The 24,897-nt window shown below is 67.9% G+C and carries 17 protein-coding genes; 9 read left to right on the top strand and 8 right to left on the bottom strand.

The window, feature by feature from the left end; genetic code table 11:
- Nucleotides 1-47 precede the first annotated feature (47 nt).
- The 9 genes from ACTWNK_RS09890 (at nucleotide 48) to ACTWNK_RS09850 (ending at nucleotide 11,678) form a co-directional block, all read left to right on the top strand.
- Nucleotides 48-1,304, top strand: a complete 1,257-nt coding sequence (locus tag ACTWNK_RS09890) for an ABC transporter substrate-binding protein (protein WP_474303577.1) — start codon at nucleotides 48-50, stop codon at nucleotides 1,302-1,304.
- 16 nt (nucleotides 1,305-1,320) lie between these two features.
- Nucleotides 1,321-2,649, top strand: a complete 1,329-nt coding sequence (locus ACTWNK_RS09885; protein WP_474303576.1) for an ABC transporter substrate-binding protein — start codon at nucleotides 1,321-1,323, stop codon at nucleotides 2,647-2,649.
- A gap of 12 nt (nucleotides 2,650-2,661) precedes the next feature.
- Entirely contained in the window at nucleotides 2,662-4,017 is a 1,356-nt protein-coding gene (locus ACTWNK_RS09880) for a carbohydrate ABC transporter permease (RefSeq protein WP_474303575.1), read from the top strand.
- The gene (locus ACTWNK_RS09875) at nucleotides 4,014-4,913 is read left to right on the top strand and encodes a carbohydrate ABC transporter permease (protein WP_474303574.1); all 900 of its coding nucleotides are present in this window, start codon (nucleotides 4,014-4,016) and stop codon (nucleotides 4,911-4,913) included. The genes ACTWNK_RS09880 and ACTWNK_RS09875 overlap by 4 nt, the downstream gene beginning before the upstream one ends.
- A gap of 463 nt (nucleotides 4,914-5,376) precedes the next feature.
- Nucleotides 5,377-6,546 (top strand): elongation factor Tu, encoded by a 1,170-nt coding sequence (gene tuf, locus ACTWNK_RS09870; RefSeq protein ID WP_474303573.1) that lies wholly within the window; start codon nucleotides 5,377-5,379, stop codon nucleotides 6,544-6,546.
- A 615-nt stretch (nucleotides 6,547-7,161) separates the two neighbouring features.
- Complete coding sequence (locus tag ACTWNK_RS09865; protein WP_474303572.1) at nucleotides 7,162-7,839, top strand: uracil-DNA glycosylase; 678 nt, start codon at nucleotides 7,162-7,164, stop codon at nucleotides 7,837-7,839.
- Nucleotides 7,840-7,903: 64 nt separating this feature from the next.
- Nucleotides 7,904-8,194 (top strand): hypothetical protein, encoded by a 291-nt coding sequence (locus tag ACTWNK_RS09860; RefSeq protein ID WP_474303571.1) that lies wholly within the window; start codon nucleotides 7,904-7,906, stop codon nucleotides 8,192-8,194.
- 840 nt (nucleotides 8,195-9,034) lie between these two features.
- Entirely contained in the window at nucleotides 9,035-9,355 is a 321-nt protein-coding gene (locus ACTWNK_RS09855) for an MTH1187 family thiamine-binding protein (protein WP_474303570.1), read from the top strand.
- Between the two features lie 670 nt (nucleotides 9,356-10,025).
- Nucleotides 10,026-11,678 (top strand): FAD-dependent oxidoreductase, encoded by a 1,653-nt coding sequence (locus tag ACTWNK_RS09850; protein ID WP_474303569.1) that lies wholly within the window; start codon nucleotides 10,026-10,028, stop codon nucleotides 11,676-11,678.
- Between the two features lie 18 nt (nucleotides 11,679-11,696).
- On the opposite strand, the gene ACTWNK_RS09845 is transcribed toward ACTWNK_RS09850, so the two are convergent.
- The 8 genes from ACTWNK_RS09845 to glgX form a co-directional block, all read right to left on the bottom strand.
- Nucleotides 11,697-12,668 (bottom strand): hypothetical protein, encoded by a 972-nt coding sequence (locus tag ACTWNK_RS09845; RefSeq protein ID WP_474303568.1) that lies wholly within the window; start codon nucleotides 12,666-12,668, stop codon nucleotides 11,697-11,699.
- Between the two features lie 741 nt (nucleotides 12,669-13,409).
- The gene (locus ACTWNK_RS09840) at nucleotides 13,410-15,122 is read right to left on the bottom strand and encodes an ABC transporter family substrate-binding protein (protein ID WP_474303567.1); all 1,713 of its coding nucleotides are present in this window, start codon (nucleotides 15,120-15,122) and stop codon (nucleotides 13,410-13,412) included.
- Nucleotides 15,119-17,185 carry a dipeptide ABC transporter ATP-binding protein gene (locus tag ACTWNK_RS09835; protein WP_474303566.1) on the bottom strand — a complete coding sequence of 689 codons (2,067 nt, stop codon included), beginning with the start codon at nucleotides 17,183-17,185 and terminating at the stop codon, nucleotides 15,119-15,121. The genes ACTWNK_RS09840 and ACTWNK_RS09835 overlap by 4 nt, the downstream gene beginning before the upstream one ends.
- On the bottom strand, nucleotides 17,182-18,021 hold the full coding sequence (locus ACTWNK_RS09830) for an ABC transporter permease (RefSeq protein WP_474303565.1): 840 nt from the start codon (nucleotides 18,019-18,021) through the stop codon (nucleotides 17,182-17,184). Before ACTWNK_RS09830 ends, ACTWNK_RS09835 begins: the two co-directional genes overlap by 4 nt.
- A 2-nt stretch (nucleotides 18,022-18,023) precedes the next feature.
- Complete coding sequence (locus ACTWNK_RS09825) at nucleotides 18,024-18,998, bottom strand: ABC transporter permease (protein ID WP_474303564.1); 975 nt, start codon at nucleotides 18,996-18,998, stop codon at nucleotides 18,024-18,026.
- Between the two features lie 137 nt (nucleotides 18,999-19,135).
- On the bottom strand, nucleotides 19,136-20,860 hold the full coding sequence (gene treZ / locus ACTWNK_RS09820) for a malto-oligosyltrehalose trehalohydrolase (protein WP_474303563.1): 1,725 nt from the start codon (nucleotides 20,858-20,860) through the stop codon (nucleotides 19,136-19,138).
- Nucleotides 20,850-22,763, bottom strand: a complete 1,914-nt coding sequence (locus ACTWNK_RS09815; RefSeq protein WP_474303562.1) for a malto-oligosyltrehalose synthase — start codon at nucleotides 22,761-22,763, stop codon at nucleotides 20,850-20,852. The genes treZ and ACTWNK_RS09815 overlap by 11 nt, the downstream gene beginning before the upstream one ends.
- Nucleotides 22,756-24,849, bottom strand: coding sequence for a glycogen debranching protein GlgX (gene glgX, locus ACTWNK_RS09810; protein WP_474303561.1), 2,094 nt, complete (start codon nucleotides 24,847-24,849; stop codon nucleotides 22,756-22,758). Before glgX ends, ACTWNK_RS09815 begins: the two co-directional genes overlap by 8 nt.
- Nucleotides 24,850-24,897 lie beyond the last annotated feature (48 nt).

Genomic DNA, 24,897 nt, shown 5'->3' with positions numbered 1-24,897 from the left:
TGCATCTACCTAACACGTATGTAATCAGCTCGAAACCTGGAGGCCACGTGTTGCGTCCGGCGCTGTCCGTCCTGGCCATAGCCCTGTTGGCCGGATGTGCGGCGGTCGAGACCGACGATGGCCGCGAGCGCGGGACCGGTGGCAACGGTCCCATAACGTTCGCCACCGGGCGTGACACCACGGCGTACCTGCAACCCCTGCTGGATCGCTGGAACAAGGCCCACCCGGCCGAGAAGGTGACGCTGATCGAGCTGCCCGAAGCGGCGGACGAGCAGCGGGCCCAGATGGTCGCCAACCTTCAGGCCCAAAGCGACAGATACGACGTGCTCGGGCTCGACGTGGTGTGGACCGCGGAGTTCGCCGACAACGGCTGGATCATCCCCCTGGAGCGCGGGCACTTCCCGCTCGACAGGTTCCTGCCTCCTGTCGTCGAGACCGCTCTCTACCGCGGCAAGCTCTGGGCGGTGCCGTACAACAGCAACGCCGGCCTGCTCTACTACCGCACCGACCTCGTCAAGAGGCCGCCCACGACCTGGGCGGAGTTGCGGGAACAGGCCTCCCAGATTGTCAAGAAGAACGCTATAGGCGGATACGCAGGGCAGTTTCTCGCCTATGAGGGCCTGACCGTCAACTACGCGGAAGCCGTACAGTCCGCGGGCGGTGAGATCCTCAGCGCCGACGGGCGCAAGGTGACGATGGACCTGGCCAAGGCCAAGGCCGGACTCGACTTCCTCATGCAGGGCCGGCGGGAGGGCTGGATCCCCGAGGAGTCGCTGGCCTACAAGGAGGAGGAGTCGAGGCTCGCCTTCCAGGAGGGCAGGCTGGCCTTCGCCCGTAACTGGCCGTACGCCTACGGGCCGGCAGCCGCGCCCGGATCCGCGGTCGCGGGCAAGTTCGCGGTGACACGACTGCCGGGCCTCGACGGACCGGGGTCGAGCTCGCTCGGCGGTGTGAACCTGGCCATCAGCGCCTATTCCAAGCGGCAGAACTCCGCCCAGGAGTTCATCCGCTACTTCACCGGCCTGGACAACCAGCGCCGGGTGCTCACGGAGGGATCCTTCGCTCCGGTGTGGGCCGAACTGTACGACGACCCCGAGCTGATCAAGCGTTTCCCCTACCTGCCGGTGCTCAAGGAGAGCATCCTCTCGGCCGAGCCGAGACCGGCAAGTGCCACGTACGACCAGGTGAGCCTGGTGATCGCCAGTGCGGTCTCCCGGGCGCTCTCCTCCCCCTTCAGCGAGTCGAGCGACGAGGTCGTCGCCTCGATGAAGGCCGAACTCTCCGAGATCATCCGAACCCAGTGATGTGAGGCTAGGCATGATGCGCAAGTCTTCCGCGGCAGCTGTAGTCGCGGGCCTCGCAGTCGCCCTCGCGGCCTGCGGCAACGCCCCCACCACCACCCCCGCCACGCCGGAAGCAGGCTCCACCACCGCGGCCCCCGCCGCGAAGACGCTGGAAGGCGTCAAGATCGAAGTCGCCGCCAAGTGGACGGGCGAGGAGCAGGCCAACTTCGAGCAGGTGCTCAAGGCCTTCTCCGAGAAGACCGGCGCCGACGTCACCTACGCCTCGACCGGCGAGGACACCGGCGCCTACCTCGGCCCGCGCATCCAGGGCGGCAGCCCGCCCGACATCGCCATCCTGCCGCAGCCCGGCCTGGTGCAGCAGTACGCCGACCAGAAGGCGCTCAAGCCGCTCTCGCCCGAGGTGCAGAAGCAGATCGACGACAACTACACGCCGTACTGGAAGGAGCTCGGCTCGGCGGGCGGCCAGGTCTACGGCGTGCTGGTCAAGGCCGCGCACAAGTCGCTGATCTGGTACCGGGCTCCGGCGTTCGACGACGCCGGTGTGCAGCCGCCCAAGACGTGGGACGAGCTGGTCAAGGCCTCGCAGACCATCGCCGACTCCGGCACCCCGCCGTTCTCGCTGTGCGGCGCCTCCGGCTGGACGCTCACCGACCTGTTCGAGAACGTCTACCTGTCCTCGGCCGGTCCGGAGAACTACGACAAGCTGGCCAAGCACGAGATCCCGTGGACCGACCCGAGCGTCACCACCGCGCTGGAGAAGATCGCGCAGATCACCGGCAAGAAGGAGTTCGTGGCCGGAGGCACCTCGGGAGCGCTCCAGACCGACTTCCCGACCTGTGTGACCCAGGTCTACGGCCAGAAGAAGGCCGCCATGGTGATCGAGGCCGACTTCGTCGCCGCCTCCGCCGCCCAGTCGGGCGCGAAGATCGGCGAGGACGCCAAGATCTTCCCGTTCCCGAAGGTCGGCGACACCGACCCGGTCGTGCTCGGCGGCGACGTCGCGGTCGCACTGAAGGAGTCGCCCGGCGCGATGGCGCTGCTGGAGTACCTCGCCTCCAAGGAGGGCGGCGAGATCTGGGCCAAGACGCCCGGCTACCTGTCGCCCAACCGCAACGTCTCGCCCGACAACTACCCGGCCGAGCTGACCAAGCAGCTCGCGCAGACGATCATCTCGGCGGGTGAGTCCGTCCGCTACGACATGTCGGACCTGGCGCCCAGCGCCTTCGGCGGCACCGACGGCAAGGGCGAGTGGAAGCTGCTGCAGGACTTCCTGCGCGACCCCTCCGACATCAAGGGCATCCAGAAGTCGCTCGAGGACGAGGCCGCCAAGGCCTGGAAGAAGTAGAAGGGTGCGGCCGTGACAACCGAACGGTTCGACGGCCCGCAGGAAGTGCCCGGCTCCCGGGCGGCGACCGCTCCCAAGCGGTCCCGCCTGGGGCCGAACCCCCTGCTCGCCTATCTGTTCGTCCTGCCCGCCGCCCTGCTGCTGGGCGTGTGGGTGGTCTACCCGATCGTCTACTCCCTCTTCCGCAGCCTCTTCGACGCCTCCAACGAGGTCTTCGTCGGGGTGGAGAACTACGCGACGATCTTCTCCGACGCGGCGACGCTCACCACGATCCGCAACAACCTCATCTGGGTCGTCGTCGCCCCCATCCTGGTCACCACGATCGGCCTCATCTTCGCCGTGCTGACCGAGCGCATCCGCTGGGCGACCGCGTTCAAGCTGATCGTGTTCATGCCGATGGCGGTCTCGCTGATGGCGGCGGGCGTGATCTTCAGGCTCGTCTACGAGCAGGACCCCGACAAGGGCGTCGCGAACGCGATCATGACCTCGGTGCACGACGTCTTCTCCTCCTCCCAGGGCTACCCGGGCGCGAGACCACGTGAGAACGACACCTCCCCCGTCGCCCTCGCCGACGGCGCCGTCGTCACCAAGCAGGCGGCCGGTCCCGGGCAGCCGGTGCTGATCCCGCTGGTCGGCATCAAGCCCGAGGCGATGCCCGCCGACGCGCAACCGGCCAAGGCGGCGCCGTCCGGCGCGGGCCTGTCCGGCACCGTCTGGCTCGACTTCACCCCCGGAGGCGGCGGCAAGAACGGCGAGGTCGACTCCACGGAGAAGGGCCTGGCCGGGGTCAGTGTCGAAGCCGTCAAGGACGGCACGGTGGCCGCCACCACCACGACCGCCGCCGACGGCACCTTCACCTTCGCCGCCCTCCCCCAGGGCTCCTACACCGTACGGCTGCCGCAGGCGAACTTCGAGACGCCCTTCAACGGCCTGAGCTGGCTCGGGCCCGCACTGATCACACCGGCGATCATCGGCGCCTTCATCTGGGTGTGGGCCGGATTCGCGATGGTCCTCATCGCGGCCGGGCTCGCGGCTATCCCCAGGGACGCGCTGGAGGCGGCCCGCATCGACGGGGCCTCGGAGTGGCAGGTGTTCAGAAGGATCACCGTGCCACTGCTCTCGCCCGTGCTGCTCGTCGTGTTCGTCACGATGATCATCAATACCCTGAAGGTCTTCGACCTGGTCTTCGTCATCGCGCCCGGCTCGGTGCAACCCCAGGCGAACGTGATCGCGCTGGAGATGTGGCGCGTGGCCTTCGGCGGCGGGAACAACCAGGGGCTCGGCAGCGCGCTCGCGATCTTCCTGCTGGTTCTCGTCCTGCCATTCATGATCATGAACATCCGGCGCTTCAGAAGGGAGCAGTCATGACGGCCACCGTCGAACGGCACACCGCCGCCCACGCCAGTGGCGCTCCCAAGCGCGGCGTGCTGGCCAAGGTCTCCGACCGGCTGGGCAACGGGCTGGTCCAGACGGTGCTCATCATCGTCGGCCTGTTCTGGCTGGTGCCCACGCTCGGCCTGCTGGTGGTCTCGCTCCGCGACGAGACCGTCAACAACGCCGAAGGCTGGTGGACGGTGTTCACCCAGCCGGCCCAGCTCACGATCGACAGCTACACCAGCCTGCTGGCCACCGGGTTCACCGCGTCCTTCTGGAACACGGTCATGATCACGGTGCCGACCACACTGCTGGTGATCGGCATCGCGGCCATGGCGGCCTACGCGTTCGCCTGGATCGAGTTCCCCGGGCGCGACCTGCTCTTCCTCGTGGTCGTCGGGCTGCTCATCGTGCCGATCCAGATCGCGCTGATCCCGATCGCCGGGCTCTACGGCAACATCGGGATGTTCGGCACGATCCCCGGCGTGGTCCTGTTCCACGTGGCCTTCGGACTGCCGTTCGCGATCTTCCTGCTGCGCAACTTCTTCGTCGGGATTCCGCGCTCGCTGCTGGAGGCGGCGCGGATGGACGGGGCCAGCGAGTGGAAGATCTTCTCGACGGTCGTGTTCCCGCTCGGTAAGCCGGCGATCGCCTCGCTGGGCATCTTCCAGTTCCTCTGGGTGTGGAACGACCTGCTCATCGCCCTCGTCTTCGCCGACTCCTCGTCCCAGCCGATGACCAAGGCCCTGCAGTCGCAGATGCGGCAGTTCGGGACGAACATCGACATCCTCGCGCCTGGGGCGTTTCTGTCGCTGATCATTCCGCTGGTGCTGTTCTTCGCCTTCCAGCGGTACTTCGTGCAGGGGATGATGGCCGGCTCGGTCAAATAGCCACCCAGATGTCGCCCGCCTCCCACGGGGGCGGCGGGCGACATCGTTGTTTTGGGGGGCTTTGGGGGTTGAGGCTTTGGGCTTTTGGGCTTTTGGGCTTTTGGGCTTTTGGGCTTTGGGGCTTTGGGGCTTTGGGGCTTTGGGGCTTTGGGGCTCGTCTCCGGGCCTGGAGCTAGGGTTTTGGGTGGTGTGGAAAACCCTTTGCGGCAGTGTGGGGCCGTACCTCATGCTGGGTGGCATGTTCCGGCACACCTTCCTTGAGACGCCCGCCCGTGCGGGTGTCTCGGCGTGTGCCATTGCTGTGCCCGGGTTCCTGCTCGGTCCCGGTTCACTGCTTCTTGCTGTTTCCGGCGGCGCTGAGCGCTGACCCTTTCCCGGTCGTCCTGAGTGACCCCACGGGAAAGGGTGGTCGCTTCGCGCCGGGGTCACCGACCAGGTCAGGACAGCAAGGACAGCACCGAACATGAGCAAGCAGACCTACGTGCGGACGAAGCCGCACCTCAACATCGGCACCATGGGACATGTCGACCACGGCAAGACGACCCTCACCGCCGCCATCACCAAGGTGCTCAGTCGCATCGGCGGCGCGGCGTACGTGCCGTTCGACCGGATCGACCGCACGCCGGAGGAGGCGGCGCGGGGGATCACGATCAACATCTCGCACGTCGAGTACGAGACCGCCACCCGCCACTACGCCCACGTCGACATGCCGGGCCACGCCGACTACGTGAAGAACATGATCACGGGCGCGGCCCAGCTCGACGGCGCCATTCTCGTCGTCTCCGCGATCGACGGCATCATGCCGCAGACCAAGGAGCACGCGTTGCTGGCCAGGCGTGTCGGCGTCGAGCACCTCGTCGTCGCGCTGAACAAGGCCGACGGAGCCGACCCCGAGCTGGCCGACCTCGTCGAGCTCGAACTGCGCGAGCTGCTGGCCGAGCACGGCTACGACGACGTGCCGATGGTACGCGTGTCCGGACTGCGGGCGCTGGAAGGCGACCCGGTCTGGACGGCGTCCATCGAGGCGTTGCTGCAGGCCGTAGACGACCATGTGCCCCTTCCGGTGCGCTACGTCGACGGCCCGTTCGTCCTGCCGATCGAGAACGTCCTCACCGTCACCGGCCGAGGCACCGTCGTCACCGGAGCCGTCGAGCGCGGCACCGTACGCGTCGGCGACACCGTCGAGGTCGTCGGCCTCGGCGACGGCTTCACCGCCGTCGTCACCGGCGTCGAGACGTTCGGCAAGACGATGGAGCACGCCGAGGCCGGAGACAACGCCGCCCTCCTGCTGCGCGGCGTCCGCCGCGACCAGGTACGCCGCGGCCAGCTCCTGTCCACCCCCGGCACCCAGACCGCCTCCACCCGTTTCACCGCCCGCCTCTACCTGCTCTCCACCGAGGAGGGCGGCCGTACCAAGCCGATCGCCACCGGATACCGCCCGCAGTTCTACCTCAGGACCACGGACGTGCCCGGCCGCCTGGAGCTCCCCGACGACGACCTGGCACTGCCGGGCGACACGGTGCAGGCGACGGTGTCGCTCGGGAAGGCGGTCGGGGTGGAGCCCGGACTGCGGTTCGCCATCCGCGAGGGTGGGCTGACCGTGGGAGCGGGGGAGGTTGTGGAGGTGCTTTGAGGCAGTGGTGGCGTTGACGGAGGGGCGGCGGCCTTGATGGCACCGCCCCTCCGGTTGATTGGGGAGTGGGGTGGACTGGGGGTTGTGGGGCCGGTATTCGGGTGGAGCTATGTTTCGCGCTTGGTCTCACACATTGCTCATTTCGTCCTTTGCGTGGGGCCTGAGCTCTCACGTCCGCATTGGCGAGGTCTACACACTTCGAGCCACCTATGGGCTGCGCGTGCTTAGGCCCGCGCACGCTTTACGTTCTGAGGCTGCAGGCTCCTGGTCGTCAAGCACCTGACCTGCAAGCATCTAGCCTATGACGCCTGAACCACAGAAACCAAGCCAAAGGATTTCAGAGAGCGAGCAGTGCCGTTCCAGAAAGCGAGCTGTGCCGTTCTTCCCGCAATTCACGAGCCCATCGTTCCCTTAATTCCCGTATTCCCCAAAGTCGCCCAGCCCTCCTCCACTCGCCCTTCTCGCCGCCTGTCCCCTGCGACTCCCTCCCCCGCCAGGCAAGGGCGCTCGGCCCACAACACCGCCTCCTCCTCCCCCACCGGCACCCCCAGCCCCCCGCCCTCTTGCCCACATTCCGGACGCATGCCGTACCGGACACGGATAGGGTGATCGTCCATGGCTGGTCGTCCCCTGAATGAAGTCGTCGAAGCCGGATGGGCCCAGGCTCTGGAGCCCGTAGCCGAGCAGATCTCCGAGATGGGCGAGTTCCTGCGTAAGGAAATCGCCGAAGGCAGGCAGTACCTCCCTGCGGGCAGCAATGTCCTGCGTGCGTTCAACCAGCCCTTTGACGAGGTCAAGGTGCTGATCGTGGGGCAGGACCCCTATCCCACCCCTGGGCACGCGATCGGGCTGAGCTTCTCCGTGGCAGCTGATGTACGCCCGCTTCCTGGCAGCCTGGTCAACATCTACAAAGAGTTGATGGCCGACCTCGAACTGCCCAAGCCCACCAACGGCGACCTCACCCCGTGGGCCGACCAGGGCGTACTCCTGCTCAACAGAGTGCTGACTGTACTGCCCGGCAAGCCCGCCTCGCACCGCGGCAAGGGCTGGGAGCAGGTCACCGAGCAGGCCATCAAGGCGCTCGTCGCCAGGGACAAGCCGATGGTGGCGATCCTGTGGGGCCGCGACGCCCGCAACCTCGCGCCGATGCTCGGCGAGGTACCTCGTATCGAGTCGGCACACCCGTCCCCGCTGTCCGCTCGCAGCGGATTCTTCGGCTCCAGGCCGTTCAGCCGGGCCAATCAGCTCCTGGAACAGCAGGGCACCACTCCTGTCGAGTGGAAACTCCCCTAGCATCATGACCATGAGTGAAGTAGAGACTTCCGAGCGATATCTGCGTCTCACGGTTGAGTTGACCGTGGAGGTGCTTGACGTTGACGCCCTCCAGGCCGCGGCGCTGGCCGAGATCAACCACCCTGAGGCCGACCTCGACACCGACGAGCGCGCCGAGCAGGCCGAGCTGGTCACCTCCGACGAGACCGGCGCCACGGCCCTGCAGTGGCTGATCGAGCCCGACCACGTGCTCTCGCTGATCGAGCACATCAACGAGGTCGAGCCCCGCGAGGCCGTACTTGGTGTCGAGCCCTCCGACGGCCCCAGCGACGACGACGAGCACGACCACGACGACCACGAGGGTCACACGCACTGAGCTCCACCCTTTTGCCCGACATCAACAGCGCGGCCTCCGTGAGAACGGGGTACCGCGCTGCTGTCATTTCAGCGACACAATCATTCCATTTCGGTCCTCTGAGCTCGTCGTCGTCAACGACACAGATCGGGTACGGCAGGCGCGGCGCGGGGACTTTTCGCCCGAGTCGCCCGGGCGGCGTTGTGGCAGGCATGTGAGGCGTGGGGCAGCGCGCGGGTGTGGGTTGCGACACCGTGAACACGGATTGCGGCGCCCCACAAGGCAAGGCTGCGACCCACAAGGCAAGCCATGGCATGTCGTGGCATGGCATGGCATGCATCGTGAGGCGGCAAGTCATTCGACGACGACCGACCAAGCGGCTCACACAGCTCCGAACGACCGCAACAGTCCAGGCCTCCGCCCCCCCCTGAACGACCGCACCAGCCGAAGCCTCGGCCAAGCCCTCAGCCCTGCAAGGCACATCTGGCCCGGACTGAGCCGACCTCGCCGGGCGGCGCCCCACGTCCCATGGCGATCCGGGATTGGACAAGAGACTCTGCCGGAGCGACGCCGCCCCCGGAGGTCAGACCAGGAAGGCCGACGAAGCGCAGAAACTCGATGCCGCCCACAAAACGCGAAAGCCGAACGACGCCCAGAGCGCCCAGAGCCCAACGCCAACGCCAACGCCAACGCCAACGCCAACGCCAACGCCAACGCCAACGAGCTTAGGACAGAGCGAGACGGCCGGCAGTCGGCAAGTGGCAAAGGCAACTACGAGAGTCGGGACCCGGATTTGAGAGGGTTGGATCTTGGTAGGAGTATTGGGATCAGGTCAGTTGAGCAAGTAGGACGGAGACTGTTGTGATAGTGGCTTTTTCCATTACGCCGCTGGGTGTTGGGGAGGGTGTGGCCGAGCCGGTGGCGCGGGCGGTCAAGGTCGTACGTGAGAGCGGGCTGCCCAACAGGACAGACGCCATGTTCACCACGATCGAAGGCGAATGGGACGAGGTGATGTCCGTCATCAAGGCCGCCGTCGACGCCGTAGCCGAAGTCGCCCCCCGCGTGGGCCTCGTCCTCAAAGCCGACCTCAGACCCGGCGTAACAGACGCCATGACCTCCAAAATCGAGTCCCTGGAAGCACACATCTCCCCTCCTTCACCCGACCAATCCCCCCACCCCTAACCGCCCCTCACCCCCTCACTCCAACCTGCCCACCACCCCCAAGCCGCCGCGCCAGACAGGCCGCCCCGCTCAACCCTCAACCAGCCCGCCCGCCGCGCCCCAGCCACCCCGCCGCGCCGCCCCATCCTCTCCCCGACCAGCGTCCCCGCCGAGCCTCTAACCAGCCTGCCAGCCAGCCACCCCTGCCGCACTCGTCAGCCCGCCCATCCCTCTGGCCAGCCAGCTCATCCTGTGCGTTGCGTGCTCACATATTGCCGGAGTCGACGCCTGCCTGACCGGTCGCCTGGGCCGCCCGAGGTCAGTCAACTCCCAGCAGGACGCGCCCTCCAAGCCGGATGCCTCTCACAGGCCGAGCCACCGAAGAACTCAGGCCGACAAGGACCCGCGCAGGTCCAGCCACCGCCCCACGATTCGCTGCCCATCCGTCCATCCGCCCATTCGGGCCGAACGCCCTAGTGGCAATCGGAGCTGTGTGAGAGGTGTGGCGGCACAAGCTGTACGCGACAACACGTCTCCCCAGATCACGCTTCGCATGCCGACTCCACCCTTCGCGCCTCGTCTCGCGCCTCATACATGCCAATTCGCGATATGTCTTGACCCACTCCCCAAGACGCGTAATATCGCCTTCAGAACGCAACACGCGACATATCGTGATCCAGGGAGTGAGATCATGCGCGAAGAGCGAGTACCCGTACTTGTGGTCGGGGCCGGCTATGCGGGGTTGAGTGCCGCGGCGCTGCTGGCGTTGCGCGGGGTGTCGGTGCTGGTTGTCGAGCGGCATCCCAGTACGTCCGTTCAGCCGAAGGCCTTCGGGGTCAATCCTCGGGCGATGGAGATGCTGCGCCTGGTGCCGGGGCTGGAAAGCGAGCTCGGTAAGACCTGGGAGCGCATCGGGGACGGGATGCGTATCGCGATCGCCCGTAGTTTGAGTGATCCACAGCCGCAGATGATCCTCGACTACGACGGCGATCTGGACTTCATCACCGACGTCACCCCTGCCATGCAGGTGGGAGCGCCTCAGGCGATCGTCGAACGTGTTCTGCGGAGCAAGGCGGAAGAGCTCGGCGCCGAGATCCGCTTCTCCACCGAGCTGGTCGAACTCGATCAGGACGCCGATGGCGTGACGGCGCTCGTCCGCGATGTCACCACGGGGGCGACATCGCGGGTACGCGCCGACTATGCGATCGCGGCCGACGGCTTCCGCGGCAGGGTACGGGAACGGCTCGGCATCGAGACGAAGGGGCACGGGTCGCTGGGCGACATGGTCTCGATCATGTTCGATGCCGACATCTCGGACCTGGTACGGGAGCGCGAGGTGACGCTCTGGTACCTGCAGAACGAGACGTTCACCGGACCGATCGTCACCGGCACCGGCGTCGGCGCCCACGTACTCGGCGTGAACTTCGACAGAAGTCAGGGCGAAAGCGAAGCCGACTTCACCGACGAGCGCTGCCTCGACCTGATCAAGATTGCCCTCGGCCGTCCCGCGCCACCCCACGCCCAGGCCCCAGGACAGGAACTCGATGCCGCCCCCACAGGCACAGACGTTCGCCTTCTCGACAAAGCCAGCTTCGCCCTCGCCCACGTGCTTGCCGATCGGTATCGGGACGGGCGGGTCTTTCTGGCGGGAGATGCTGCGCACACCATGCCGCCGACCGGTGGGCAGGGTGGAAGTACGGCGCTTCAGGATGGGTGTGACATCGCCTGGCGGCTCTGGCTGGTGCTGTCGGGGCAGGCGGGGGTGGGGTTCCTCGACAGCTATGACGCTGAGCGCAGGCCCATCGGGGAGCTGATCGCGGATGCCCAGCTGGCCAATCTGGGGGTACGGATGCCACCGGCGCAGCGGATCGGGTATCCGGAGCCGGTGGAGGATCCCTATGCCGTGATGCTGAGCCACAGGTACCCGAGCTCGCCTGCGCTGCTGCACGAGGAGGGGGACGACGGCTCGCTCTGGGAGGATCCGCGCAACCCCAGCGGGCGGCCGGGCAGCAGGGCGGCGCACATCCGGGTGGAGGGGAGGTCGATCGTGGATCTCTTCGGGGCCGGGTTCGTGGTGCTGACCGATGCGAGCGGCGCCGAGCCGGAAGGGGAGGCGTCGTGGGCGGAGGCGGCGGGTGTCGTCGCGGGGCGGCTCGGCGTTGAGCTGGTCGCCTATGTCATACCGGAGGACGCCGTCGAAGCCTGGTGCACGAGGTACGGCGTGCGGCCGGGCGGAGCCGTACTCGTGCGGCCTGATGGGTATGTGGCCTGGCGGGCCGGTGAGGTCCTGCCGGATGCGGTGGGCACGTTGGAACGCGTGCTGGTCCAGGTGCTCTGTCGTTGAGGTCATGGCCGCAGGGCCCTACGCCGCCAGGGGCGATGGTTCGCAGCAGGAGCGGCGTGGGGCCGGAGGCAGGGCGGTGGAGGTTTGGCAGAGCCAGTCGTTGAGGGTGCCGGGGAAGTCCGCCGGAGGGGTGACCTTCAGGCACATCGAACGGCTCTGCGCACGGGTCAGGCGTACGAGGAGGGGGCGGTCGGGCTCTGCCGTGACCGCGGTTGATGGGGTGATGTCGTCGGGCTGGGCGGGCGGGCCGTCGCCTGACCAGATGACGGCGTAGCCGGTGCCGTCGATGCGAAGGTGGTCGTCGATGGTTCGCTCGGTCGCGCCCGGGTGGGCGGTCAGGTAGGCGAGGTGGTCGGCCAGCAGGCGCTGGGCGACCGTGCGCAGGGTGGCGATGGCGCACAGGCTGTGGGCACAGGCGGCGCCGTCGAGGGCGAGTTCGGGCAGGGCGAAGCGGCGCAGACCGCGTGAGGTGACGCGCAGGCAGCTGCACGACTGGGTGCCCGTCGGGTCCCACGGCGGGCACGAGGCGTCGTCGTGCACCTCGATGTCCCAGCCGAGCCAGTCGTCGGCCAGGCGGAACTCAGGCCGTTCGCCCGTGCAGCCCGGACAGGTGAAGACGGTCGAGCCGGTCGCCGTGTCGATGAGGAGGCCGTCGCATGCTTCGGACAGGGCGCGGGCCGCGGCTCTGGCGGTCTGGGCGTGCGGCAGGTGGGCGCCCGGACCGGCGCTGGAGGCGGAGATCGTGAGGTGATGCCGGGTACGGCGGAGCCTGCGGCGTTCGTCGTCGGTGAGGTTGGCGTCGACGGGGCGCCAGGGCGTGCGATGTCTGGAGATCGTGAGGGCCGGTGAGCCGAGGGCTTCCAGGGCCGATCGGCGGTGGGGTCGGGTCATGCGCCAAGGGACCACCGTGTCGAGGTCGGATGGGAGGCGGTCGGCCGCTACGACGAAGGTGGAGGTCATGTGGGCGGGGAGGGGGAAGGTGATCTTCATGATGGCTCCTGTTGTGGTGAGGTCATCATGATCTGGTGTCAGCTCGCGGCCCGTTTCTGGCGAACCGCGTTCTGTGGATATCACCGCGGGCGACGCTGACTGCCTGTGGATATCGCCGAAGGCGACTCCGACCGCCTGCGGGAATCGCCCTGGACAACTCCGACCGCCTGCGGATATCACCCCAGGCAACCCCGACCACCAGCGGGAATCGCCCCAGGCAACTCCGCCCACCGACGACTACCGCCGAGGGCAACCCCAACCACCAGCGCATATCTCCTTGGGCAACTCCGACCACCAACGACTACTGCCCAGGGCAACCCCAACCACCAACAGACATCACACCAGGCAACCCCGACCACCAGCGACCACCACCCAGGACACCCCCGCCACCAACAGACATCGCCCAGAGTGCCCCCGAACGCCGGTGGCCCGCTTCCGCGTCTCGCCAAGCCCGGAACACATGTCCGTCTCCACCCTGAGGAGCAGCACAACACCCTCGACACCGACCCAGCCGTCGTCCGCCGCCCGCCGTCCCCGGAAAAGCGCGGGCCTACAGGCTCAAGACCAAGACGGCCTACAGGCACAAGCCGAAAACACCCCCGCCCACCACAACACGCCACAACAAAACACACCACAAACGCAACAGGCCCCAGCCGCCTCCCGACCAGGGCCCATCGCGAACCAGAAAAGCACTAGACCAGCGACGCCATCCGCCGCATCCGACCTACGTCCAGAACCGGCCTACTTCTTGAACCCGATGATCGTCCAGTCCTTCGACTGGTATCCGAACGCACCGTAGTTCGCCACCGTCGCCTTGGTCGCGCGGATGTCGGGGCGCTGGAACAGCGGAATCACGCCGACCAGGTCCCACAGCATCTTGTCGGCCGCATTCGCCAGATCGATCGCCTTGGCGGGGTCCATCTCCCCGACAGCCGCGTCGATGGCCGCGTCCAACTCGGGCGTACCCACGCGAGCGAAGTTGTTCGCCGTGAGCTCGCCCTCCTTCTTCGGGTTCGGATAGATCTGCGGCAGGGCGCCGATCGGCCAGGGAGTGCCGTCCCAGACGAAGGGGGTGATCTCGAAGTCACCGGCGGAGATGCGCTCGAAGAACTTCTCCGGCACCGCCGCGTCCATGACGACCTTGACTCCGACCTCCTTCAGCATCGCCTGGGTGAGCTCACCCTCCTGCTTGGCGACGGGCAGGTCGGCGGAGTACATGAACCTGATCGACAGTTCCTTGCCGTCCTTCTTGCGGACGTCGCCCTCGAGCTTCCAACCGGCCGCGTCGAGCAGCTGCTTGGCCTTCTCGGGGTTGTACTTGCCGAGCTCGCCCGCGTTGTCCACGTACCCCTTGTGGGTGTTCATGTACAGGTGGTTGTTGAGCGGGCGGATCGGCCAGTCCAGATCCTTGAGGTCGGACTGGATGATGGCGTCGCGGTTGATGCCGACGAGCAGGGCCTGGCGCACCGACTTGTCCTTGAGGACCTCGCTGGCGCCGTTGACGGTGAAGTGGCGGAACAGCTTGCCCGCGGCCTTGCGGATCTCGCCGCCCTGCACGCCCTGGGCGCGCTTGTACTTGGCGCCGTCCGCACCGATCGCGACAGCGTCGATCTCACCGTTGGCGAAGGCGTTGACGTCGGCAGACAGGTCGATGGCCCGGAAGATGACCTGGTCGAGCTTGGCCTTCTGCCCCCACCAGGCGTCGTCGCGCACGACGGTGATGGTCTTGGCGGTCTGGTCGATCTTGCCGACCTTGAACGGGCCCGCGGTGACCGGGATCTTGTTCAGCCAGGACTTGTTGAACGCCTCGGCGCTCTCCATGGCGGAGGCGGGCAGCAGCGGCGAGAACATGCCCTGCCAGTCGGGGTACTGCCTGGTGAAGGTGACGACGACCTCGGTGTCGCTGGCGCCCTTCTCCACCTTCTCCACGCGGTCGTAGCCGTCGGTGGAGGAGATCTGGTACTTCTCGTCCTTGCCGCTGAGCGCGGCGGCCTGGGCGACGAAGTCCTTGTAGGTGATCGGCGTGCCGTCGGACCACTTGGCCTTGTCGTTGAGCTTGTAGGTGACGACCTGCTTGCCGGAGGAGGAGTCCTCCTTCCACTCCACGACGTAGTCCGGGTTCGCAGAGATCTGCGCCTTGTCGTCAGACTTGTACAGTGACGGCATCAGGGTCTCCAGCACGTCGTTGACGTCGCCCTTGGTGCCGTTGACCTGGTGGTAGTTCCACTGGGTCTGCCACGTCTGCAGCGGGAGCTTCAGCGTGCCGCCGTCGGAGACCTGCTCGTAGGGCAGCGCGTTGACCTGGCTGGAGGGCAGCGTCGCCGCGACCTCCTCGGCCTTCTTCGACGCCTCGGCGGCGGGTGCCTTCTCGCCGGAGCCGGAGCCGCCGCCACAGGCCGCGACGGCCAGGGCGAGGACGGCGATACCGGCCGCAGCCCGGTAACGAACCTTCACTTTTCCTCCTCATGAGAGGTCGCGATGACCTCGACTTCCTCGGCGTAGTGGCAGGCGGCGCCATGATCGGCGGCGTTCGCCAGCCCGATGACCGGGGGTTCTTCCTCGACGCACCGGCGCTGCTCGTCGGCCTTCAGCAGCGCGAACTTCGGGCAGCGGGTGCGGAACCGGCAACCCGAAGGCGGGTCGGCCGGGCTGGGCAGGTCGCCTTCGAGCAGAATGCGCTTGCGCGTCCGCTCAAGGACGGGGTCGGGCAGGGGAATGGCCGAGAGCAGCGCCTGCGTGTAGGGGTGGGCGGGCCTGCCGTACACCTCTTCGACGGTGCCGATCTCGGCGATCCTGCCGAGGTACATGACGGCGACGCGGTCGGCCAGGTGCCTGACGACGGCCAGGTCGTGCGCCACGAACAGATAGGACAGGCCGAGTTCGGCCTTGAGCGCGTCCAGCAGGTTGATGACTCCGGCCTGGATGGACACGTCCAGCGCGGACACGGGCTCGTCGAGCACGAGCACCTTGGGTTCGAGCGCGAGCGCGCGTGCGATGCCGATGCGCTGGCGCTGTCCGCCCGAGAAATGCTGCGGGTAGCGCTCGGCGTGCTCGGGCGAGAGGCCGACCAGGGCGAGCAGTTCGGCGACGCGCTCGCGCATGCCCTGGGTACGGCCGTGCGCGCGCAGGGGTTCGGCGATGATGTCGCCGACGGGCATACGCGGATCGAGGGCGGCCATCGGGTCCTGGAAGACGATCTGCAGGTCCCGGCGCAGCGCCAGGCGCGCCTTCTTGTCCAGGGTCGCGCTGTCCTTGCCGAGCACGACGACGCGCCCGTCCTGCGGCGGCTCCAGCTGCATGATCTGCTGCAGCGTGGTGGTCTTGCCGCAGCCGGACTCGCCGACCAGGGCGAGCGTCTCGCCTTCGGCGATGTCGAAGCTGATGCCGTCGACGGCGTGCACGGTGCCGACCCGGCGCTTCATGATCGCGCCCTTCATCAGCGGGTAGTGCCTGACGAGCGAGTCGAGTTCGAGCACGGTGGCGCGTTCGGCCCGCGGCCTGCGCACGACGTCGGCGACCGGGATGACGGGCACGGGGTAGACGTCGGCGCCCTTGAGGTCGTTCGCCGCGATCTCCCGCGCCCTGATGCAGGCCACGTGCCGCCCGCCGATGTTCTCCAGCGCGGGCTCGGCCTCGGCGCACATGTCGACGGCCATCGGGCACCGCGGCGCGAACGGACAGCCGGGCGGCAGCGCACTGGGCGAAGGCGGGCTGCCCTCGATCGGCACCAGCGGCCCCTGCTCCCCGTCCAGGCGCGGGATCGAGGCGAGCAACCCCATGGTGTACGGCATGCGAGGCCGGTAGAAGACCTCGTCGACCTCGCCGCTCTCGACCGGCTTGCCCGCGTACATGACGACGACCCGGTCGGCGAGCCCGGCGATGACCCCCAGGTCGTGGGTGATCATCACGATGCCGGCATTGGTCTCGCGCTGCGCCTCCTTGAGCACCTCCAGCACCTGGGCCTGGATGGTGACGTCGAGCGCCGTGGTGGGCTCGTCGCAGATCAGCAGGTCGGGGTCGTTGGCGATGGCCATGGCGATCATCGCGCGCTGGCGCATGCCGCCGGAGAACTCGTGCGGGAAGGCCTTGGCCCGTACCTCGGGATGCGGGATGCCGACCAGGTCGAGCAGTTCGACGGCGCGCTTGGCGGCCTGGTCCTTGCCCACGTTCTGGTGGATGCGCACGGCTTCGGCGATCTGGTCGCCGATGGTGTAGACGGGGGTGAACGCCGACAGCGGGTCCTGGAAGATCATGCTGACGGCCTTGCCGCGTACCTTGATCAGCTCGTTCTCGTCCATGCCGAGCAGTTCGCGCCCGTGCAGTCTGACCGAGCCGCTGACGGTGGCACTGGCGGGCAGCAGGCCCATGACGGCCAGCGATGTGACCGACTTGCCCGATCCCGACTCGCCGACGATGCCGAGCACCTCGCCGCTGCCGACGGTGTAGCTGACGCCGCGTACGGCTTCGACGCCGCCCGCGAACGTGACGGTGAGGTCCTGCACCTCAAGAAGGGTCACTTGGTGCTCCCCGGGTCGAGTGCGTCGCGCAGGCCGTCGCCGATGAGGTTCACGCTGAGGACCAGCGCGACGAGCAGTCCGGCGGGAAAGGCGAACAGCCACCAGTAGGCGTAGGCGTCGTTGCTGCCGGCGGCGATGAGCGTGCCGAGCGAGACGTCGGGCGCCTGGACGCCGAAGCCGAAGAACGACAGGGAGGTCTCGCCGATGATGGCGCCGCTGACGTTCAGCGTGGCGTCGATGATGAGCAGCGACGACAGGTTGGGCAGGATATGGCGAAGGATGATCTTCCAGCCGGGGATGCCCATGTACCTGGCGGCCTGCACGTACTCACGCTCACGCAGCGACAACGTCATGCTGCGCACCACACGCGAGGTGATCATCCAGGAGAAGAGGGCGAGCAGCAGCACGAACCACAGCCAGCTACCGCCCTTGAACTGCGGCGACATGATCGCGATGATCAGGAAGCTGGGCAGGACGAGCAGCAGGTCGGCCCCCCACATGAGCGCCTTGTCCAGCCAGCCGCCGAAGTACCCGGCGGCGGCGCCGACCACGGCCGCGACCCCGGTCGAGAACAGCGCGACCAGGAAGCCGATGACGATCGACTTCTGCATGCCGCGCAGCGTGGTGGCGAAGACGTCGGCGCCGACCTGGGTGGTGCCCCACCAGTGCTCGGCCGACGGCGGCTCCTTGAAGGCCAGGAAGTCCTTGTCCATCCAGTCGTGCGGCGACAGGTACGGCCCGACGTAGGCCAGCAGCACCAGCAGCAGGACGCAGATCAGCCCGTAGCGCGCCTGCCTGTTCCTGAGCAGGCGGGCCAGAACTACCTTGTTGCGCATGGCTAGCTCACCCGCACTCGTGGGTCGAGGAACGCGACGATCAGGTCGGAAAGCAGCCCGGCGAACAGCACGCACACGGCGGTGAAGAAGCTCACGGCGGCGACGGCGTTGACGTCCTGGGCGTTGATCGAGTCGACCAGCCAGGCCCCCATGCCGTGCCAGCCGAAGATCTTCTCGGTGAAGGTGGCCCCGGTGAACAGCGTCCCGAACGCGAACGCGAAGTAGGTCGCCGCCGGGATCAACGCCGTGCGCAACGCATGCTTGAACAACGCGGTACGGCGCCGCAGCCCCTTGGCCATCGCGGTGCGCACGAAGTCCTGGCCGAGCACGTCCAGCATCATGTTGCGCTGGATGCGGCTGTAGAAGGCGATCTGCCCGAGACACAGCGAGATCGTCGGCAGGATGAGGTGGTTCAACCGGCTGACGAACTGGTCCCAGCCGGTGAGCGCGGGGTTGTACTCGCCGAGGAACTCGAAGGTCGTGCCCGTCACCTCGTTGACCTTGGAGACCACGATGGTGAGCGCGGTCGCGATGACGAACACGGGAATCGCCATGATCACGAACGAGGAGACCCCGATGATCCGGTCGCTGATCCGGTACTGCTTGACGGCGGCGAAGGCGCCGACCACGACGCCGATCCCCGAGCCGAGCACGGTGCCGATCAGCATCAGCCTGAGGCTGACGCCGACCCGGCGGCCCATCTCCTCGTTGACCGAGCCGTTGTCCCACGACTTGCCGAAGTCGCCCTGCACGACGCCGGACACCCACCTGCCGTACCTGACGATCAGGGGGTCCTTGTCGTTGAGGTTGGCCTCGTCGAGCGCGGCGTCGACCACGGCGGCCGGAGGCGGCGGGTTGCGCCCCTCGTAGTTGTGCCGGGGGTTGAGGCTCGCGGCGGCCAGGAGGTAGGCCAGGCTGGCCGCGATCGCCACCAGGAGCAGGTTGGTCGCGAACCTGCGCAGCAGGTACTTGCCCATCGCCCTCCGTTCGCTGTGAAACGAGGGCATGCTGGCGCGAACTGGCGATACCCCCGATGAGAGGACGTCACATGGCCAGGCCTTGAAAACGACTTGACGGATCTATGACGCCGTCGGGCAGAGTATCGGGATCAATGTCACAAGGCGGTTACTGTCCGGTAGATCGCAATTGTCAGACCCGGTATGTGAACAAAGCCTGGACCAGCGGAAACACCATCGTCGGAGGCCAGCAAAAGGGCCCCTACCGAGATGGGCAATGTCACAGAATCCGTACTGAAATTGGCCAGGATCGATACAGCTCCCCGGCGGACGACCAGCCATCCGGCCGCCTCGTCGAAGGAGACCGCGACCCGGCCGAGACGCGGGTCCGACAGCTCGGGGAAGGCCTTGCGCAGCGCGATCAGATCGCGGTACCAGCCCAGCAGGGTCCAGTGCTCCTCGTCCTTGAGCTCCTCCCAGTCGAGCTTGGAGCGCAGGAACGTCTCCTCGTGCGAGGGGTCCGGCGCCAGGCGCGCCCAGTCGTAGCCGTGGCTCTCGAACTCCCTGCGCCGCCGCTCGGCCTCGCCCTGGCGCAGCGAGGGCTCGACATGGTCGGTGAAGAACAGGAACGGCGTGCGCGCCCCCCACTCCTCGCCCATGAACAGCATCGGGGTGAACGCCGAGGTCAGCAGCAGGCCCGCGCCCAGGCGCAGCGCCTCAACACCGAGCCGGTCGCCGGTCGCCCTGTTGCCGATCTGGTCGTGGTTCTGCAGGCAGCACACGAACCTGTGGCCGGGCAGGTCGCCCACCGGCCGTCCGTGCGCGCGGCCCCTGAACGTCGAGTGCCCGCCGTCGTGTAAGAACGCCGAGGTGAGCACCTTGGCCAGCACCGCGAGCGGCCCGAAGTCGACGTAGTAGCCGTGCCGCTCCCCCGTCAGCGCCGCGTGCAGCGCGTGGTGCACGTCGTCGCTCCACTGGGCGGTCATGCCCAGGCCCCCGGCCTCACGCGGCGTCACCGTGGCCGGGTCGTTGCGGTCGGTCTCGGCGATCAGCGACAGCGGCCTGCCCACCGCGCACGCCAGCGCGTCCACCTCGTCGGCGAGCTCGGCCAGCAGATGGGTGGCCGAGCCGTCGTGCAGCGCGTGCACGGCGTCCAGGCGCAGGCCGTCGATGTGGAAGTCGCGCAGCCACTGCAGCGCGTTGTCGATGAAGTAGCGCCTGACCTCGTCCGAACCCGGCCCGTCCAGATTGACGGCCTCGCCCCAGAAGCTGCCCTGCCATCCGGCGAAGTACGGCCCGAACGGGTGCAGGAAGTTACCCGAAGGCCCCAGGTGGTTGTAGACGACGTCCAGGATCACGCCGAGCCCCGACCGATGACAGGCGTCCACGAACGACTTCAGCCCGTCCGGCCCGCCGTAGGTGTGGTTGACCGCGAACAGGTCCACCCCGTCGTAACCCCAGTTGCGCCCGCCGGGCACCGGAGCGACCGGCATCACCTCGACGAAGTCGACGCCGAGCCCGACCAGGTGGTCCAGATGCCGGATCGCCCCGGCGAACGTGCCCTCCTGCGAGAACGTGCCCACGTGCAGCTCGTAGATCACCGAGCCGCGCAGGTCGCGTCCGCGCCAGTTGTGGTCGCCCCAGGTGAACCGGGCGTGGTCGTAGCGGCGGCTCGGCCCGAACACGCCCTCGGGCTGCCAGCGCGAGCGGGGGTCGGGGTAGGGCCCGTCGCCGTCGAGGACGAAGGCGTAGTCGGTGCCGTGCCTGGCCCCCGCGACCTCTCCTCGCCACCAGCCCCCTTCGTCGGCGTCAAGGGGATGTCGCCGGGCGCCGATCTCGACCTCGACCGTGGTGGCCTTGGGCGCCCAGACTTCAAACACCATCTCGCTCCAGTAGTGCGACGGGATATCGGTTCAGCAGGTGGGCCAGGGGGATCCGGCCCGTGTGTGCGCAGCCCGTGAGCAGGTCGCGCCAGCGTCCTCGCGGCAGGTCGAGCGTCTCGGCGTGCCAGCCGCCGCGCCGTGCCAGCCGTACGGGCAGGCGGGTGGCGACGGCGACGGCACGCGTGCCTCTGGCGAAGGCGACCACGTGCTCGCCGCCTTCGAGGGGCAGATAGGGGGCCTCGGGGTCGAGGCGGCGGCGCAGGCGCAGCGCCCTGGTGGTGAGCAGCAGCTTGGCCTCGTCCCAGGCGCTCACCGGGACGCGGGGCAGCCGGACCGGACGGCGGTTGTCCGGGTCGACCAGGGAGAAGTCGGTCGTCTCGTTGCCCTGGTAGAGGTCGGGCACACCGGGCATGAGCAGCTGCACGAGCTTCTGGCCGAGCGAGTTGGCCATCGCGTAGGGCTCGATCGCGGCGGTGAACTCACCGACCGGCAGTGCCGCCGCCGCGTGCGCGAACGCCGTGAGCTCCTCCTCGTATCCGGCGTCCGGCCGCAGCCAGGAGGTACGGAGCTTGGCCTCGCGCGCGGCCTTGAGCAGGTAGGCGGCCAGCCGATCGCCGTCGATCGGCCAGGCGGCCATCACACTCTGCCAGGCCAGCAGGTCCAGGTGCGGATCGAAGCTGACGCGCGCCGACCACGACGCCACCGCCTCGCCCCACTCCCCCGGCATCTCCGACAGCACCGCGAGCCTGGCCCGTACGTCCTCGGAGCGTTTGGTGTCGTGGGTGGACAGGGTCGTCATCGAGTACGGCCTGGCCCGGGCGGCGTGGGCGTGGAAGGCCTCGACGGACAGGCCGAACCGGTCGGGCTCGCCGCCGACCTCGTTGAGCGCGGCCAGCGGGAACCACCGGTACAGTGCGGTGTCCTCCACGCCCTTGGCCATGACGGGGCCGCTGGTCTGCTGGAACCTGGTGACGGCCTCGCCGCCCGCCTCGTAGGTGCGGTAGACCTTCATCGCGACGAGTTCCTCGGTCAGCTCGGCCGCCGAACGCCCGCTTACGGCCGCCAGCCTGGCCACCTCACCGCCGAAGAACAGCTCGATCGCATCGCGTTTCGAACGATCCACGACCGCCGGGTAGTCGGCCGTCATCCCGCTCGTCCGGGTGAACAGCTCCACCAGAGGCGCCCGGCCGTCCGGGTCGACGAACAGGGCGGTGATCAGGTTGAGCGTCTCGTAGCCCGTCGTGCCGTCGCAGGCCCAGTCGGCAGGCAGTGCCTCGTCGCCGACGAGGATCTTCTCCACGACCGTCCACACGCCGTCGGTCCTGGCCCGCAGGCGGCGGAGGTAGCCCGCCGGGTCGGCCAGCCCGTCGGGGTGGTCCACCCTGAGCCCGTCGACCAGCCCCTCGGCCACCAGCCAGAGGATCACCTCGTGGGTGGCGTCGAACACGCCGGGATCCTCCTGGCGCAGCCCGGCGAGCGAGGAGACGTCGAAGAAGCGCCGGTAGGACCGCATCCGGCCGTCGGCGTCCCACTCCACATCGAAATGATGGGCGTAGGGCGAATCGCGGCCCTCGCTCAGCACCGAGGCCCACCAGGCGCTGCCCTCGGTGTTCATGTGGTTGGGCACGATGTCGATCACGATCGACAGGTCGGCCGCGGCCAGCGCCTCGGCCATCAGCCTGAAGCCCTTGGCGCCGCCGAACTCCTCGCGGATACGGGAGTGGTCGACGACGTCGTAGCCGTGCTGGGAGCCGGGCACGGCCTGGAGGATCGGCGAGAGGTAGACGTGGCTGACGCCCAGCTCACGCAGGTACGGCGCGACCCTGGCCACCTCGGCGAAGCCGAAGGCGGGCGTCAGCTGCAGCCGGTAGGTGGAGATCGGCCGGTTGTGCGTGCTAGACACGGCGCAGCACCCGCACCGAGCGGCCCCCCACCGGGATGGCCTCTCCCGCCCGGCAGATACGCGCGTCGAGGCTGATCGGCATCTCGGTGTCGATCTCGGTCAGCCACATCTCGCCGTAATCCTTGGGCACGGTGAACCTGATCGTCTCGTGATGGGCGTTGAACAGCAGCAGGAAGGAGTCGTCGACGATGCGCCTGCCTCTTCTGTCCGGCTCGGTGATGGCCTCGCCGTTCAGGAAGACCGCCAGCGACCTGGCGTGGCCCACACTCCAGTCGGCGTCGGTCATCTCCTCGCCCGAAGGCGTGAGCCAGGCGATGTCGCCGAGCCCGCGCACCGGCCTGCCGTAGAAGAAGCGCCTGCGCCTGAAGACCGGGTGCTCCTTGCGCAGTTTGACCAGCCGCTGGGTGAACTCCAGCATCAGCCAGTTCTCCCTGATGTCGGACCAGTCGACCCAGCTCAGCTCGTTGTCCTGGCAGTAGACGTTGTTGTTGCCCTGCTGGGTACGGCCGAGCTCGTCGCCGTGCGAGAGCATCGGCACGCCCTGCGACAGGAAGAGCGTGGTCAGGAAGTTGCGCTTCTGCCGCTCGCGCAGCGACTCGATCGCCAGGGTGGCGGGCCCCTCCTCGCCGCAGTTCCACGAGCGGTTGTCGTCGGTGCCGTCGCGGTTGTCCTCGCCGTTGGCCTCGTTGTGCTTGGCGTTGTAGGAGACCAGGTCGGTGAGGGTGAAGCCGTCGTGGCAGGTGACGAAGTTGATGGAGGCGGCCGGGCGGCGGCTGTCGTCCTGGTAGAGGTCGCTCGACCCGGTCAGCCGCGAGCCGAACTCCGGCAGCGTGGCAGGCTCGCCCCGCCACAGGTCGCGGATGGTGTCGCGGTATCTCCCGTTCCACTCGGTCCATCGCGAGGGGAAGTTGCCCACCTGGTAGCCGCCGGGCCCGACGTCCCACGGCTCGGCGATCAGCTTGACCCGCGACAGCACGGGGTCCTGCTGGACCAGGTCGAAGAAGGCCGAGAGCCGGTCCACCTCGTGCAGTTCGCGGGCCAGTGTCGAGGCCAGGTCGAAGCGGAAGCCGTCGACGTGCATGTCGACGACCCAGTAGCGCAGCGAGTCCATGATGAGCTGCAGCACGTGCGGCGAGCGCATGAGCAGGCTGTTGCCGGTGCCCGTGGTGTCCATGTAGTGCTGCCGGTCGCCGTCGACCAGGCGGTAGTAGCTGGGGTTGTCGATGCCGCGCATGCTGAGCGTCGGCCCCAGGTGGTTGCCCTCGGCCGTGTGGTTGTAGACGACGTCGAGGATGACCTCGATCCCGGCCTCGTGCAGCGCCCTGACCATCGCCTTGAACTCCAGCACCTGCCCGCCGAGCTGGCCCTGGCTGGAGTAGGCGTTGTGCGGGGCGAAGAAGCCGACGGTGTTGTAACCCCAGTAGTTGGTCAGTCCGCGCTGCTCCAGCACGTGGTCGGTGACGAACTGGTGCACCGGCATCAGCTCGATCGCGGTGACGCCGAGCCCGGTCAGATGATCGATGATCTCGGGATGTCCCAGAGCCGCGTAGGTGCCCCGGATGTGCTCGGGGATCTTCGGATGCGCGATCGTCAGCCCGCGCACGTGCGCCTCGTAGATCACGGTGTCGTGGTACGGCGTGGCGGGCGGCCGGTCGTGCCCCCAGCCGAAGAACGGATTGACCACGACCGAGCGCGGCACATAGGGCGCCGAGTCGGTGTCGTTGCGGCTGGCCGGGTCGCCGAAGGCGTAGCCGTAGACGGCCTCGTCCCAGCGCACGCCGCCCTCGACCGCCTTGGCATAGGGGTCGAGCAGAAGTTTCGCCGGATTGCAGCGCAGCCCCTGCTCGGGTTCGTACGGCCCGTGCACCCGGTATCCGTAGCGCTGCCCCGGGCCGATGCCGGGCAGGTAGCCGTGCCAGATGAAGCCTTCGCACTCGGTGAACGTGACGCGCCGTTCGCGGCCGTCGTCGTCGAACAGGCAGAGCTCGACCTTGTCCCCGGCCTCGGTGAAGAGGGCGAAGTTGGTGCCCGCGCCGTCGTAGGTGGCTCCGAGGGGATAGGGGTCCCCCGGCCAGATCTCGACCATTCCCACATGTTCTCCCGGCTAGCTGACGGGTGTCGAGACGTCGATCAT

This window comes from Nonomuraea sp. IBHARD001, assembly GCF_056106265.1.
The sequence above is the reverse complement of the archived record's forward strand: the minus strand, read 5'-3'. Positions and strand labels throughout refer to the sequence as shown.